This is a genomic window from Mesorhizobium sp. WSM4808 (assembly GCF_055811675.1).
Window position 1 is genome coordinate 13,370 of sequence record NZ_JBVVQX010000037.1, and the last position, 14,063, is coordinate 27,432.

General features: G+C 63.0%; 14 protein-coding genes and 4 pseudogenes. 10 read left to right on the forward strand and 8 right to left on the reverse strand.

What is annotated here, in order from left to right; all coding sequences use genetic code 11:
- Window positions 1–63: 63 nt before the first annotated feature.
- On the reverse strand, window positions 64–1,011 hold the full coding sequence (locus AC0L2U_RS33055; RefSeq protein WP_473603483.1) for a metal ABC transporter substrate-binding protein: 948 nt from the start codon (window positions 1,009–1,011) through the stop codon (window positions 64–66).
- Window positions 1,012–1,155: 144 nt separating this feature from the next.
- Between AC0L2U_RS33055 and AC0L2U_RS33060 the strand changes: the two genes are divergently transcribed.
- Window positions 1,156–1,584 (forward strand): Fur family transcriptional regulator, encoded by a 429-nt coding sequence (locus AC0L2U_RS33060; protein ID WP_023813521.1) that lies wholly within the window; start codon window positions 1,156–1,158, stop codon window positions 1,582–1,584.
- A gap of 62 nt (window positions 1,585–1,646) precedes the next feature.
- Here the strand turns inward: AC0L2U_RS33060 and AC0L2U_RS33065 are convergent.
- Window positions 1,647–1,944: pseudogene (locus AC0L2U_RS33065) on the reverse strand (phosphatidate cytidylyltransferase); the annotation flags it as partial.
- A gap of 274 nt (window positions 1,945–2,218) precedes the next feature.
- Between AC0L2U_RS33065 and AC0L2U_RS33070 the strand changes: the two are divergent.
- The 8 genes and pseudogenes from AC0L2U_RS33070 to AC0L2U_RS33105 form a co-directional block, all read left to right on the forward strand.
- Window positions 2,219–2,403 (forward strand): annotated as a pseudogene (locus tag AC0L2U_RS33070) (2-aminobenzoate-CoA ligase); the annotation flags it as partial.
- Between the two features lies 1 nt (window position 2,404).
- Window positions 2,405–2,595 (forward strand): annotated as a pseudogene (locus AC0L2U_RS33075) (tryptophan 2,3-dioxygenase family protein); the annotation flags it as partial.
- The gene (locus tag AC0L2U_RS33080) at window positions 2,592–3,728 is read left to right on the forward strand and encodes an ABC transporter substrate-binding protein (RefSeq protein WP_473603484.1); all 1,137 of its coding nucleotides are present in this window, start codon (window positions 2,592–2,594) and stop codon (window positions 3,726–3,728) included. The pseudogene AC0L2U_RS33075 and the gene AC0L2U_RS33080, both read left to right, overlap by 4 nt.
- Before the next feature lie 137 nt (window positions 3,729–3,865).
- Window positions 3,866–4,786, forward strand: a complete 921-nt coding sequence (locus tag AC0L2U_RS33085; RefSeq protein WP_127270515.1) for a branched-chain amino acid ABC transporter permease — start codon at window positions 3,866–3,868, stop codon at window positions 4,784–4,786.
- Between the two features lie 8 nt (window positions 4,787–4,794).
- Window positions 4,795–5,766 (forward strand): branched-chain amino acid ABC transporter permease, encoded by a 972-nt coding sequence (locus tag AC0L2U_RS33090; RefSeq protein WP_127321153.1) that lies wholly within the window; start codon window positions 4,795–4,797, stop codon window positions 5,764–5,766.
- Entirely contained in the window at window positions 5,759–6,508 is a 750-nt protein-coding gene (locus AC0L2U_RS33095) for an ABC transporter ATP-binding protein (RefSeq protein ID WP_127321152.1), read from the forward strand. Before AC0L2U_RS33090 ends, AC0L2U_RS33095 begins: the two co-directional genes overlap by 8 nt.
- Window positions 6,505–7,191 (forward strand): ABC transporter ATP-binding protein, encoded by a 687-nt coding sequence (locus tag AC0L2U_RS33100; protein WP_127271619.1) that lies wholly within the window; start codon window positions 6,505–6,507, stop codon window positions 7,189–7,191. The genes AC0L2U_RS33095 and AC0L2U_RS33100 overlap by 4 nt, the downstream gene beginning before the upstream one ends.
- A 32-nt stretch (window positions 7,192–7,223) precedes the next feature.
- Window positions 7,224–7,358, forward strand: a pseudogene (locus AC0L2U_RS33105) (iron chelate uptake ABC transporter family permease subunit); the annotation flags it as partial.
- Between the two features lie 37 nt (window positions 7,359–7,395).
- Here AC0L2U_RS33105 and AC0L2U_RS33110 read toward each other — a convergent pair.
- From AC0L2U_RS33110 to AC0L2U_RS33135, 6 genes are read right to left on the reverse strand one after another with little or no spacing between them, the layout of a single operon-like run.
- A complete protein-coding gene (locus AC0L2U_RS33110; protein ID WP_127267053.1) occupies window positions 7,396–8,331 on the reverse strand; it encodes a phosphatidate cytidylyltransferase in 936 nt (311 codons plus the stop codon).
- Entirely contained in the window at window positions 8,331–8,993 is a 663-nt protein-coding gene (locus AC0L2U_RS33115; protein ID WP_127267052.1) for a lysophospholipid acyltransferase family protein, read from the reverse strand. The genes AC0L2U_RS33110 and AC0L2U_RS33115 overlap by 1 nt, the downstream gene beginning before the upstream one ends.
- On the reverse strand, window positions 8,990–9,433 hold the full coding sequence (locus AC0L2U_RS33120) for a hypothetical protein (RefSeq protein WP_127267051.1): 444 nt from the start codon (window positions 9,431–9,433) through the stop codon (window positions 8,990–8,992). The genes AC0L2U_RS33115 and AC0L2U_RS33120 overlap by 4 nt, the downstream gene beginning before the upstream one ends.
- Window positions 9,430–10,755, reverse strand: a complete 1,326-nt coding sequence (locus AC0L2U_RS33125) for a phosphatase PAP2/dual specificity phosphatase family protein (protein ID WP_127381502.1) — start codon at window positions 10,753–10,755, stop codon at window positions 9,430–9,432. Before AC0L2U_RS33125 ends, AC0L2U_RS33120 begins: the two co-directional genes overlap by 4 nt.
- A 5-nt stretch (window positions 10,756–10,760) precedes the next feature.
- Complete coding sequence (locus AC0L2U_RS33130) at window positions 10,761–12,545, reverse strand: bifunctional alpha/beta hydrolase/class I SAM-dependent methyltransferase (protein WP_473603487.1); 1,785 nt, start codon at window positions 12,543–12,545, stop codon at window positions 10,761–10,763.
- Window positions 12,546–12,584: 39 nt separating this feature from the next.
- Window positions 12,585–13,193 carry a CDP-alcohol phosphatidyltransferase family protein gene (locus AC0L2U_RS33135; protein WP_128308847.1) on the reverse strand — a complete coding sequence of 203 codons (609 nt, stop codon included), beginning with the start codon at window positions 13,191–13,193 and terminating at the stop codon, window positions 12,585–12,587.
- A 194-nt stretch (window positions 13,194–13,387) separates the two neighbouring features.
- On the opposite strand from AC0L2U_RS33135, the gene AC0L2U_RS33140 reads away from it, so the two are divergent.
- The gene (locus AC0L2U_RS33140) at window positions 13,388–13,867 is read left to right on the forward strand and encodes a MarR family winged helix-turn-helix transcriptional regulator (protein WP_027038640.1); all 480 of its coding nucleotides are present in this window, start codon (window positions 13,388–13,390) and stop codon (window positions 13,865–13,867) included.
- Window positions 13,868–14,063: the final 196 nt, after the last annotated feature.

Consider the following 14,063-nt stretch of genomic DNA (forward strand, 5'->3'; position numbering starts at 1 on the left):
CGGTCGATGTTCGATCATGGCTGCCCTGGACACTGTCCGGAGCGAGCGCGGTGCGAACCCCGGTCACCCGCCGAACCCCTGGACGATCGTCTCGACGGTGGTTTCGAGAAGCTTCAGATAGGTCGGAACCGGGCCGTCTTCCTCGCTCAGCGAATCGACGTAGAGAATGCCTCCATAGGTGGCTCCGGTTTCGCGCGCGACTTGCTTGGCCGCCTTGTCGGAAATGGTGCTTTCGCTGAACACCACTGGAATCTTGTTCTCGCGCACCAGGTCGATGAGCTTGCGCGCCTGTTGCGGAGTGCCTTGCTGGTCGGCGTTGATCGGCCACAGATAGGCTTCGCGCAGATCGAAGTCGCGTGCCAGGTAGCTGAAAGCGCCTTCGCTTGTAACCAGCCAGCGTTGGTCCGTGGGGATCGCCGACAGGCGCTTGCGCATGGGTTCGTCGATTGCCTTGATCTTTTCCGAATAGGCGGCGGCATTGGCGGCATAGACCTGGGCGTTTGCCGGATCCGCCTTGGACAGCGCCTTGCGGATGTTCTCGACATAGATGAGGGCGTTCTTCGGCGACATCCACGCATGCGGATTGGGCTTGCCTTCGTAGGGCCCCTCCTTGATCCCCATCGGCTCGACACCGTCCGTGACGACGGCGCTCGGCACGTTCTTCACGTTGTCGAAGAATTTCTCGAACCAGCGTTCGAGGTTCATGCCGTTCCAGAGCACGAGGTCGGCCGATTGCGCCTTCACCACGTCGAGCGGCGTCGGCTGATAGTCGTGGATTTCGGCGCCGGGCTTGGTCACCGACTCTACGATTGCCGCGGTCCCGGCTACGTTTTGCGCGATATCCTGGATGATCGTGAACGTCGTCACGACGCGCAGAACCTTCCCTGCCGCAGGCTGGGTCTCCTGTGCCATGACCGGAACGAGGCTCGCCATCGTCGCAAAACCGATGGCCACAAGGCCGCCAAGCGCCCGCAGCATCGTCCTGCGGGTTGGGGAAGCAGAAGCAGTCATCGGATGCCTTTCGACTGGAGTTGATCGTCGCCCATGCGCCGCTCACGTCATGCTAATGCGTTTGATTTGCATCTAATATTGCAGTTGCAACTGATTTGCAAGTAGCTAATTGCAGTCGCGTGGCAACGCGGCTAAGTATGGCGGATGAAAGCGGATAACGACCTTTTCGAGCGATTCCGGAGCAATTTGAAAGCCGCCGGTGTCCGGATGACCGAACAACGCAAGGTGATCTTGCGGCTGCTGGCGGATGCGCACGACCATCCGGACGCGAACGAATTGTATTCTCGTGCCCACCAGATCGACGGCAGCATTTCCTTGTCGACCGTCTACCGGACGTTGCGGCTCCTGGAGGAGAAAGGCGCCATCCAGCGTCATGCCTTCGACGAGGGCCGCGCCCGGTTCGAAAACGCGGACCGTGAACATCACGACCATCTCATCGACCTCGACACCGGTCAGGTGATCGAGTTCCGTTCCGACAAAATCGAGAAACTGCAGGCCGAGATAGCGTCGGAGCTTGGCTTCGAAATCGTCCGCCATAAGCTGGAACTGTATGTCAGGAAACGCGCCAAATAGCGTGGTTCTGGTCGTCACTATGCTGATCCGGGTCTGATCGCGGCGGGCAAGAGGCCGCCGGCTCAGACCGTCCAGAAATAGCGCACAATGTGAAAGAAGACAGGCGCGGCGAAGACCAGGCTTGTCGGTGCGGTCCATCATGCCGCCATGGCCTTCGATCAGATGGCCCCAGTCCTTGACGCCCTGGTCGCGCTTGATGGCCGAGGCGACCAACTCGCCAAGAAATCCCATCGAGTAGGCGACGAAGGCCACGTCCGCCGCCTGCAGCGGCGAGAAGGGCGTGCCGATCAGGCCTTCCCAGGTTTTCGACGGCGAGACGTTCGGCGAAAAACGATGTTTTCCAAAGAGCTTGCCGAAGATGCCGAACATGCCGCATTTGTGCACCAACGCTCGGGCAGGGCTAAAAACTTTAGGCTTGAAATAAATTTGGTCTGGTGCAATTCTCAATCGTCAGTCGAGAGCGTGGGAGGTCTCGCTGTGCCAAATGCCGGTCGCATATCGATCGCGCCGGGTGCTGCCGCATATGCCGGATGACCAGCCCGGCGTCGGCGCAAAGCCTCCCCGCAAGTTGCGTATTCAAACACACGCACGGCGACAAGACCGTGGCAACGAGCATCTAGGGGACAGCCGCAGAATGCTTGGACCGTCAGCGCATATCGACACTTTCACGCGCGACAACCTTCCGCCCGAGGAACAGTGGCCGAACTTACTGCTCGATGGCTTCGACTACCCCGAATACCTTAATGCCGGTGTCGAACTGACCGACGTCTGGTCGAAAAGGGTCTGGGTGACCACACCGCGCCGATCGGCAATGGCCGGGCGCTGGCGCTTCAATCATGTCACCACAGTCGAACGCATCATCGGCATGAAACGCAGCACCGGCGGCACGTCGGGCGCTTCGTATCTGAAGAGATGCTGGAGGTTGAACTGTTCACTGAACTCTGGAAAGTTCGCCCCGGCTCTAAAGCTATTTTATCTATATTGAAAACACTGGGAAGGAGAGAAAAATGAAGAATGTCCTGGCATCCAGCATGTTCGCTTTGTCGCTGGCCACATCTGGCCTTGCCTATGCCGAACCCGTCAAGATCGGCGTCATCACCACGCTTTCGGGCGGCGGTGCGGGTCTCGGCGTCGACATGCGCGATGCCTTTACGCTGGCGATGAAACAGTCCGGCAACAAAGATGTCGAGCTGGTCATCGAAGACGATGCCCAGAAGCCCGAGATCGCGGTGCAGCTCGCCGAAAAGATGATCCAGAGCGACAAGGTCGACCTGCTCACCGGCATCATCTGGTCGAACCTGGCGATGGCGGTGGTGCCCAACGCGGTGGCGCAGGACGTCATCTATCTGTCGCCCAATGCCGGCCCGTCGGCGCTTGCCGGCGCCAAGTGCAACAAGAACTATTTCAACGTCGCCTATCAGAACGACAATTTCCATGAGGCGATGGGTCAGTACGCCAACAAGGACTACAAGAAGACCTTCATCCTCGCGCCCAACTACCCGGCTGGCAAGGATTCGCTGACCGGCTTCAAGCGCTACTACAAGGGCGAGCTGGCAGGCGAGGCCTACACCCAGATCGGCCAGGCCGACTACGCCGCCGAGGTCGCCCAAATCCGCGATTCCGGTGCCGACTCGGTGTTCTTCTTCCTGCCTGGCGGCATGGGCATTTCCTTCATGAAGCAGTACGCCCAGTCGGGCGTGAACATCCCGGTCATGGGTCCTGGCTTCTCCTTCGACCAGGACATTTTGCCCGCGGTTGGCGACGCAGCCCTTGGCGTCAAGAACTCGGCGAGCTGGTCCAGGGACCTCGACAACGAAGCCAACAAGCAGTTCGTCGAGGCCTTCAAGGCCGAATACAATCGCCTGCCCTCAATCTACGCCGCCCAGAGCTGGGATACGGCGAACCTGATCCTGTCTGCGCTGTCCAAGGCCAGTGTTAAGGACAAGGACGCGTTCCGCGCGGCCCTCAAGGCAGCCGATTTCAAGTCGGTGCGCGGCGAGTTCACCTTCAACACCAACAATCATCCGGTCCAGAACATCTACGTCCGTGAGGTGGTAAAGGAAGGCGATGTCTTGACCAACAAGATCATCGCCACCGCCTTCGAACACCACAAGGACGCCTATGCCGACCAGTGCAAGATGTAGCCCAAGGCTGCATCCGCTTTGCTAAAGTGCCGGCCTCGTCATCGACGGGGCCGGGGCCGCGGCGAGGCCGCATCGCCGTATCTTGCAGCGGCTTGCTTCGGCATTCCCCGCCTTGAACCACAGTCCGGATCGTTCATTTGTCCATCGCCCTTCTGATCGAACAACTTCTCAACGGGCTGCAGCTCGGAGTGATGCTGTTCCTCATGGCCGCCGGCCTGACGCTGATCTTCGGAGTCATGGGCCTGATCAACCTCGCCCATGGCTCGCTCTACATGGTCGGCGCCTTTGCCTGTGCCACGGTCGCCGCCGCCACTGGTTCGTTCTGGATCGGTCTGGTGGCGAGCCTGATCGCTGCGGCAGCCGCCGGTGCGGTCATGGAGATCGTTGTCATCCGCAGGCTTTATGAGCGCGACCATCTTGACCAGGTGCTGGCGACGTTTGCGCTGATCCTGATCTTTTCGGAAGGCACGCGCTGGCTGTCTGGCTCGTTTCCGCTTTATCTCGACATCCCACCGCTGCTGCAAGGCGCGGTGCCCCTGCCCGGGGGTGGCCAGTACCAGCTCTACCGCCTCGCCATTATCGGCGTCGGCATCGCCGTTGCTGTGGGGCTCTATCTGCTGATCTCGCGCACCCGTCTCGGCATGCGCATCCGCGCCGGCGAATCCGACCGCGAGATGATCGCAGCCCTCGGCGTCGACATCCGCACGCTCTACACTGTTGTCTTCGCGCTAGGTGCTGCCCTTGCCGGCCTTGCCGGCGCGCTGGTCGGTGCGCTGCAATCGGTGCAGGTCGGCATGGGCGAGCCAGCACTCATCCTCGCCTTCGTGGTCATCGTCATCGGCGGCATCGGCTCGATCAAGGGCGCGCTGTTCGGTGCCATCCTCGTCGGCCTCGTCGACACGATGGGCCGCTTCCTCCTGCCCAAGGCGCTGGCGTTGATGATGCCGACGGCACAGGCCGGGCTGATCGGTGCCTCACTCGCCTCCATGCTGATCTACATAGTCATGGCCCTGATCCTCGCTTTCAGGCCAAGCGGCCTGTTTGCGGCGCAGTCGTAAGGGCCACCATGAGCCGCGAAACCATCATCAATATACTGCTGGCACTTCTGCTGCTAGCGATCCCGTTCAGTGCGTCTGCAATGGGCGAGCAATTCTACGTCACGCTTGCCACGCGCATTACGATCCTTGCGCTCGCTGCTGTCGGGCTCAACATCGCGCTTGGTCTTGGCGGGCTGGTATCCTTTGGCCACGCCGCCTTCTTCGGCCTTGGCGGCTATGCCGCCGGCATCCTGGCGACCCATACCTTCAACGCCGAACCGCTGTTGTTTGGCCTGCAAGGCACGACCTCGATGCCGGTCATCTGGTCGGTGGCTATCCTGGTTTGCGGCCTTGTCGCCTTGCCGATCGGCGCGATCAGCCTGCGCACGACGGGCGTCTATTTCATCATGATCACGCTCGCTTTCGCGCAGATGATCTACTACTTCGCCATCTCCTGGCCGGCCTATGGCGGCGAGGACGGGCTGTCGATCTATGTCCGCAATGGCTTTCCCGGTATGAACACGGCGCAGTCCCTGACCTATTTCCTGATCTGCTATGTCGTGCTGATGGCAGCACTTGGCCTGTTCTGGCTGCTGCGCGGATCGCGCTTCGGTGCCGCATTGCAGGCGGCACGGCAGAACGCGACCAGGCTGTCCGCCGTCGGCATCGCACCCTTCAACATCAGGCTCGTTGCCTTCGCCATCTCTGCCATGGTCACAGGCCTCGCCGGCGCGCTGTTTGCCGATCTCAACCGCTTCGTCAGCCCCTCGATGCTGTCCTGGCACATGTCGGGCGAGCTGATCGTGCTCATCATCCTTGGCGGCAAGGGTCGGCTGTTCGGCCCGGTTGCGGGCGCGATGCTTTACGTGCTGTTCGAATTCGCGCTTGGCGGCTTCACCGAACGCTGGCAGTTCTTCCTTGGCCTGATCCTGCTCGGCGTCGTTTTGTTCGCGCGCGGCGGGCTGCTTGGCCTTTTGGCTGGAGAGGCGCGTCATGGCTGAGCTGGTCCTCGAAATACGCGATCTCAAAAAGACTTTCGGCGCGCTGAAGGCCACCGACGGCGTCAGCCTCGATCTCAAGCCGGGCGAAATCCACGCGCTGATCGGCCCCAATGGAGCCGGCAAAAGCACGCTGATCCACCAGATCTCGGGCTCGCTCCGGCCAGACAGCGGCAGTATCCGCTTTCTCGGCCAGGATATGGCCGGGCTCGACATGGCGGCCCGCGGGCGGCTTGGGCTCGGCCGCAGCTTCCAGATCTCATCACTCGCGCAGGAGTTTTCCGCGCTGCGCAATGTGATGCTGGCGGTGCAGGCACGCCAGGGAACGAGCTTCCGCTTCTTACGCCCCGTGATGAGCGACAAGAGCCTGACAGAACCGGCGATGGCGATGCTGGAGCGCGTCGGCCTTGCCGGGCGCGCCTACGTGCCAGCCGCTGAGCTGTCGCATGGCGAACGCCGTCAACTCGAAATCGCCATTGCGTTGGCCCTTGGATCGAAGGCCTTTTTGTTCGACGAGCCGATGGCCGGCATGGGGCCAGACGGATCGAAAGCGTTGACGAAATTCCTCGACGGCCTGCGCCACGAAGCGCCGATCCTGCTCGTCGAGCACGACATGGATGCCGTCTTCGCGCTTGCCGACCGTATCTCGGTCCTCGTCTATGGCCGCGTCATCGCCACCGGCACGGTGGACGAGATCCGCAACGATCCCGAAGTGCGCCGGGCCTATCTCGGAGAAGCTGCGTGAGCCTGCTGGAACTCAACGGCGTCGAAACCTTCTACGGCGCATCGCAGGCGCTGTTCGGCGTCTCGCTCGACGTCAGGGCGGGTGAGGTCGTGGCGCTCATGGGCCGCAACGGCATGGGCAAGACGACGACGATCAATTCCATTCTCGGCCTCGCGAAACCGCGCTCAGGCTCGATCAGCTTTGGCGGCCGCCAAGTCGCCGGCATGCGCCCGCACCGCATCGCGCGCCTTGGCCTGGGTCTGGTGCCGGAGGGAAGGCGCTGCTTTCCCAATCTGACCGTACTGGAGAACCTGCTGGCCGCAGCACGCGGCAGCGCGTGGACATTGGAAAAAGTTGTCGAGCTGTTTCCGCGTCTCGGCGAACGCCGCGACCAATATGCCGGTACACTGTCGGGCGGCGAGCAGCAGATGGTAGCCATCGGCCGCGCGTTGATGACCAATCCGAGCCTGCTCATTCTGGACGAGGCGACCGAGGGTCTGGCACCTGTGATCCGCCAGGACATCTGGGCAGCAATCCGCAAGCTCAAGTCGAGCGGACAGTCGATCCTTATCGTCGACAAGACGCTTGCCGAGCTTCTACCTGTGGCCGACCGCTGCTTCGTTCTGGAAAAGGGCATGACCGTCTTCGAAGGCACGCCCGAGGCGCTGACGCCAGAAATTCAGGACCGCTATCTCGGCGTATAAAAAAGGGTGTCAAACGGCTTCCAAACTGACCCGGCGCGGTGCTGTTGCTGGCCAGCGATCTTCTGGCCCGAACGCTGCTGCTGCCGCAGGAACTGCCGATCGGCATCATCACCAGCTCCGTCGGCGCGTTCTTCGTCGTCACCATGCTGATCCACAACCGGCTCTGAGCGCGCCAATGAACCGCTCTTGCAACAGGCCGCCGGCTCAGACCGTCCAGAAATAGCGCACGATGTGGAAGAACACCGGGGCGGCGAAGACCAGGCTGTCGGTGCGGTCCATCATGCCGCCATGGCCTTCGATCAGATGGCCCCAGTCCTTGACGCCCTGATCGCGCTTGATGGCCGAGGCGACCAGCCCGCCGAGAAATCCCATCGAGCAGGCGACGAAGGCCACGGCTGCTGCCTGCAGCGGCGAGAAGGGTGTCACGAACGATAGCAGCGCGCCGAGCAGGCTCGCCGACACCAGTCCGCCGATCAGCCCTTCCCAGGTTTTCGACGGCGAGACGTTCGGCGAAAAACGGTGTTTTCCAAATAGCTTGCCGAAGATGTACTGCAGCACGTCGCTGCCTTGCACGACGATGATCAGGAACGCGATCAGCAGCAGGGTGCGGCCTTCGAAGCCCGGCACCTCGAGTGTCAGCAGGGCAGGCACATGGCTGACGCAATAGACCGAGATCATCACCGCCCATTGCTGCGCGGCGATCCGCTCGAGGAAGCGTTCGGTGTCGCCATGCAGCGCCGTGATGGCCGGCATCAACAGGAAGCAATAGACCGGAATGAAGATGACGAAGAGCCCGTACCAGGCGGTCCACACCAGCCAGTATTGAAACGGTATGATGATGCCGAACATGCCGAGCAGCACCCAATGGTCGCTGCGGCGGGTGTGCGTCAGCGTCACGAATTCGCGCAGCGCGGCGAAGGAGATCAGAGCGAACAGGATGGTCATCCCGTAACGCCCGAAGAAGAAGGCGACCGTCATCAGCGCCACCATCACCCACCAGGCGTTGATCCGCTGGCTGAGATTGACCAGCGTCGAACTAAGCGGCTTCGGCGCTCGCGCCGAAAGTATGGTGGCGACGATGCTGGCGGTGGTCAAAACCGCCAGCAGGCCGATGATCAGGATGGAGATTTCGTGGCGCATCAATCGTCTCGCTCGGGACGCGGGTTGAGCGCCAGAAGCGCGGCGTGGGCGCGTTCGAGGAAGGCGCGGCGTTCTTCGCCCGGACCGATCGCCACCGGTGCGCCGAAGACGACGCGGCACAGCAGCGGCACCGGCAGGAACTGGCCCTTGGGCAGCACGCGCGACATGTTCTCGATCCAGCACGGGATCAGCTCGACCTGAGGCCGCGCCGTCGACAGATTGTAGAGCCCGGAGCGGAATGCCAGCAGCGGCTCTTCGGTCATGTTGCGTGTGCCTTCGGGAAACAGGATCAGCGAGTGGCCCTGGTCGAGAACCGACAGCATGATCTCGATCGGGTTTTCCTCAGGTCTCGTCCACTGCCGGTTGATGAGCACCGACGACAGCATGTCCTGCGCGATGAAGCGGCGCAGCCGCGACTTCCCCCAATATTCGCCTGCGGCAACAGCATGGGTGATCGCGCGCTCGCTTTCGCTGAGACAGGCCGACAGCAGGATAAAGTCGCCATGGCTGGTGTGGTTGGCGAAATAGATGCGCTGGCGGTCGGAGGGCAGGCTGCCGTTCCAGATCGGACGCACGCCCGTCACCATCCGGGCCAGCGCCGAGAGGCCGACGGAGGTTACCGTCTGCAGCAAGGTGAAGGTCTTGAGCGAAAGCCTGTTCATCGCGGCGCCCAAAACCCTGACGCCAGAAGTGCTGCGGCAAACAGAGCCAGGGCGGCGCGCTGCTTGAACAGTAGGCGACGCGTGCCAGCAATGCGGTCATCGAGCGAGCGTGTCGCGGGCGGGGCCGTTTTCAGGCGCATGCGCGCCAGCATGTCGTCCACCGCGGCACCGCCGGAAGCTTCGTCATCATGGCCAGCCATGACCCGGAACAACAGAGCGTCGAATGCCAGCAATGCCGACAGCGCCAGAACGGCGACAGCGCTCGCGGCTGTGATCGACAGCGCAACGGCCGCCGGCAAAGTCTCGAAGCCGCCGCGCGTCGAGGCAGCCAGCGGCGCAAGGATATTTGCCGCCACCACGATTGCGGCCGGCCACGCTGCCTGCCGCATCAGCATGCCGGCGAAGCGGTCGGTGCGGTCCTGGTAGGCATTGCCGGTCATGACGCCGCGCGCTCTATGGCCTCGGCAAGATGAACCGGCCGGCCGAGGGCCGCGAGCATTTCGCGGGCAAGCGCCGGCGTCTTGGCCCTGCCGGTCGCCACCAGCCATTCGGCGACGACGCCGGCGCTGCGCTGGAAGCCGAGCGCGCAGCACACCAGCACGGTGCCGTCGCGGCGCGCACTCTCCAGCGCGCCGGCTGCCTGTTGCCGTATCGCCACTGGCGGCGGCAACAGGTCGACCATCGGAAAGCTGATCCAGCGGCAATCGGCTGCCGCAGGCCTCTTAAGTTCGGCGGCGAGATCGATGACCGTGCCGAAGCTGCTGGCCTCGCGTGCCGTGGGAAAGCGCCCGAGAAAGACGCCGTCGGCAATCGCCACCTGGGGAGCAAGTTTGCGCGTCCAGGCCCATATGTTGGCCCTGGCGCCGAGACGGTAAGGCAAGAGCAGGACACGGCTTGCGAGCGTGATGCTGCCATCGGCGGATTTCTGGAACACTTTTTCGCCTGCTCCTGCATAGGCGAAGGCGACGATGGCCAGCGCCAGCGCCGGCCAAAGCAGGAAGAGCGCGACGGCGCAGAACAAGGCGCCGAGCGCTGCACCGGCCAGCGCGAGGACCGCGCCCAGCGCGTAGAACCGCGCCAGCCGCCGCGCTTTCACATCGCTGGTCAGCCGGAAGCCTGAAAACGGCAACGCGCCGCTGCGCGGAAACAGCCACAGCGCAAAGAACCCGAGCAGCGCGCCGGTCGGAATGTCGATGAAGTGATGCTGCCAGGTCGTCAGCACCGAGGCACCGATCAGGAAGCTCCAGCCATGCCAGAGCGGCAGGAGCAACCCGCGGAGCCGGTGGCGCCAATGATCCCAGATGATCACCAAAAGGGCGATGTGCAGCGAGGGCGCCTGGTTGAACGGCTTGTCGAAACCACCAAGCACGGCAAACAGGAAGCCGGGCAGTCCGGTCGTTGCAGGTCGCACGAATGTCGCGGTCAGCGGGAACAGGATGAAGCAGATAACGGCGACGACCTGCGCGGTGAGATAGCGCCCGGCCAGGCGGTCGACGCCTTGCTTGTCGTTGTTGAGCAGCAGCGACAGGCCATAGAACAGATTGATCGACCAATAGGGCACGATGGTCCAGGCGACGAACGGAATGCTGTGTTCCCACGAGAACACGATGCTGCCGACCTCGTCGCGCCGCGAGGCCAGCCAGTTGGCGAAGCCGTAGCTGAGGTAGAAGAACGGCGCCAGGAAGGCCAGCCAGAGCGCGGCCCTGACGACCACCCGTCCATAAGGCTCGGTGCGCGCGATGGGTGCAAGCGACGAGGCCATGCTGCTCAGCGGCGCCGTGCGACCGAGACGGTGAAGATGCCCCATTGGTCGATGCGCTGGTCGAGCTTTTCGAAACCGGCGGCTTCGACGAGCTGGTCCATCTCACCCTGCGTGCGCCGCCGCATCACCCAGGCCTCGCCGCCGCGATGCGAAGTCAGGGTGCGGGCGATCATCTCGAGCTGCGGATGCCAGGGCTGGTTGGTGTAGAGCAACAGGCTTCCCGGCTGCATGGCGCTGGCCAATCCACCGAGCGAGCGGGCTATCATCGCATTGTCGGAGAACAACTCGTAAAGGCCGGAAACGATGGCAAGATCCGGAGCTGGATCGATCGATGCGAGCATGTCGGCATCGAAGGCGTCGGCGCGCTGGAACGAGACATCAGCCGGCAATTGCCGCTCGGCGATCAGCTTGCGGCCAAGCTGGACGTTGAGGTCGGAATAATCCTGCAGGCGAACGCTCGCCGGCTGATCGGGGCTCTTCACGATGGCATCGAGAACATAGCGGCCATGGCCGGCCGCGATGTCGAGAATGTGCGCTGGCCGGCCAGCGGCCTTGAGCGTCGCCAGGCAAGAGCCGATGAGCTCTTCGAGATGCAGCTTGCGCTGGCGGATGCCGCGCCAGCCAATGGCCTCCAGGAAAATGCGGTCGACGACGCGGCCAAGAGGCGTAAGCCCGCGCGCATTGTTCTCGTAGACGTAGTCCAGCGTCGAGCCGGAATCGAAGCCGGTGGTCACGCCGGCCTTCATACCTTGCGAGACCCAGGCGCCCATGCGGATAGAGGCACGGCTGAATGCCCAATAGAGGCCCTTTGGCGACATCAAAGCGAGCGGCGAGGCAAGTCGGTCCGCCTCGTCGCGGGTGTAGCCGGCAATGTCCGCCTGCTTAAGGTCGACAGGCGCGTCCGGTGCCGTGAACTGCCTGGCCAGGAATGGCCGGATCAGGTCGAGGGCCTTTGCCCGGTCGCGCTCGCCCAGCGTGTCGTGGAAGAAACCAGGCAACACATGGCGTTCCTTGGTGCGGCTGCCGAGATTGACGAAGAACTCGTGCTGCGGGCCGTGGCGCACCACCCAGTCGCTGCCCGAAAGCAGAAGCTGGGTCGGCACGGTGATGGCGCGGGCGTCACTGACGATGCGTGCGGCATGCTGATAGAGTTCGACCAGGATGTTGGAAGCGATCGGCCGCGTGATCAACGGATCGCTCTCGAAAGAGGCGATGCGCACGGGATCGTGGGTCAGGAATTTCGCCTTGACGTAGGAATTGACGAAGAAGCGGCCCTTGATCTTCTGCCAGAGTGCGATGCCCTCCTTGGCGAAGGGCACGTAGAGTTTTACCGAGAAGGCCGGTGAGGCCAGCACCATGGCGCGCAGCTTCGGCGCATAGTCATGCACCCAGGCGGCGGCCAGCACGGCGCCGAAGGATTGTGCGACCAGCGCGATATCCCGAGTGGCAAAGCCATCCCTGGCTGCAATCTCGCGCATGAAGCAGTCGATGTCGCGCACCAGGGCCGAGAAGGACGGGGCATAGCCGCGCTCGCCGGCCGAACGGCCATTGCCGCGGGCATCCCAGGCATAGAAGGCGTGGTCCGGCATCTGCAATTCATCGACAAGATGGCACATGCGACCGCCATGCTCGTGGCCGCGGTGGAAGAGCACCACCGCGCCCTTGGCATCGGCGGAGGCCGCCGGCCAGAATCGGTAGAAGATCTCCGTACCGTCATGGCTGCGGAAAACCCGCTCCTGTGCTTGCCGCGCAAGGCTTTCCGTGGCCGCGGCGGCGATCGGTTCGTGCATCATGGTCTTCCCCTCTGGCGGCATGGCGAGCCTCGATGCTCAGCTGGCGCTGCCAATAATGCCGGCGCGTATCCGGTTTATGGCGGTCAGCAGCGAAAGCGTTGCCATGGCCGGAAACACAAACGCCGCTATCGATGCCGGCCACAGCCCGGCGGCGCACAGCACGGCGACGACGCCGAGCGCCAGCGCCCTGTCGCTCTTGCCGAACGGCCCGGCATAATTACGCCCGACCTTGGCAGCGATGCCGAGCACGCCGGCGAACTCGGTCAGCACGGCCGCTATCGCGAAGGCGACGACGCCCCATGCGCCAAATTCCGGAAAGACGGCAAAAGGGAGAATCAGCGCGAGGTCCGAAACGACGTCGCACAACTCGTTCAGATACATGCCAAGCGTCGAGGCTTGGCCATGCTCGCGCGCCAGCATGCCGTCCACGGCATTCAACGCCATGCGCACGAACATCACCAAGGGGATAAGCAACAGCAGCCAGCGCCATTCGTGCCAGATCGCAATGGCCGCGCCGGCGGCTATCGACATCGCGGCCGCCAGGATGGTTATGCTGTTTGCCGTGACCCCGATTGCCGCCAACCGATTGACCAGCGGCCGCAGTCGACCCTGGAAGGCCGGCTTGAGAGCGTAAAGCGTCGGCATTGCGTTGATCCCCCGATCCTGTTCAGCGGCTGTACATCAATATGCCAGACGCGACCAGTGTAGAGGCGGCGCGGCCATCATGCGTTCGCAAATCGCTAACCATGATTGGTCCGGCAAGCTGCCATGCACATTTGCCGGCTTCTCGTGCAACGCGGCGTCTTGAATAGTGAGCACGCTTATTATATATCCCGCTCATGGTTTCCGATGGCATCGACAGATTGGGCTTCTTGATCCACGACGTGCAGCGCTTGATGCGCAAGCGCTTCGAGGCGAGGGCCAGTGGCTTGGGGCTTTCTTCGGCGCAATGGCGGCTTCTGGTCCGCGTTGCCAAGGAAGACGGTGTGGCGCAGGCGCGGCTGGCCGAACTTCTCGAAATCGAGCCGATCAGCGTTTCGCGCCTGGTCGACCGCATGGAAGAGGGAGGCTGGATCGAGCGTCGGTCCGACGCCGCCGATCGTCGCGTCCGCATGATCTTCCTGACGCCCAAGGCAAGCGATGCCTACGCCGTGATCAAGAGCATTGCCGGAGAAGTCTATGAGGAATCGCTGGTCGGCGTGAAGCCGGAAGCCCGTCGCGTCCTCATCGAAGGGCTCGAGGCGATGGTTCGCAACCTGACCGACGACGAGACGCCGTCCATTGAAAAAGTGAAGAATACAGAAGGCGCAGCAGCATGAACGCGGTAGCCAAGATAGACGAGAAAGTGACCGAACTGGACATGGAAGCGCCGGCGCAGCCGGCCGCGGGCCCCCCCCCCGGGTGGGCCCCCCGCCCCGCCCGGGGGCTGGCGGGGGCCCGGGCTCGATGTGACGGCGTATGATGTTTCGCCAGGGGCAATCGAGCGCGCCCGCGGCATGCTTGATCTCGCCGGCG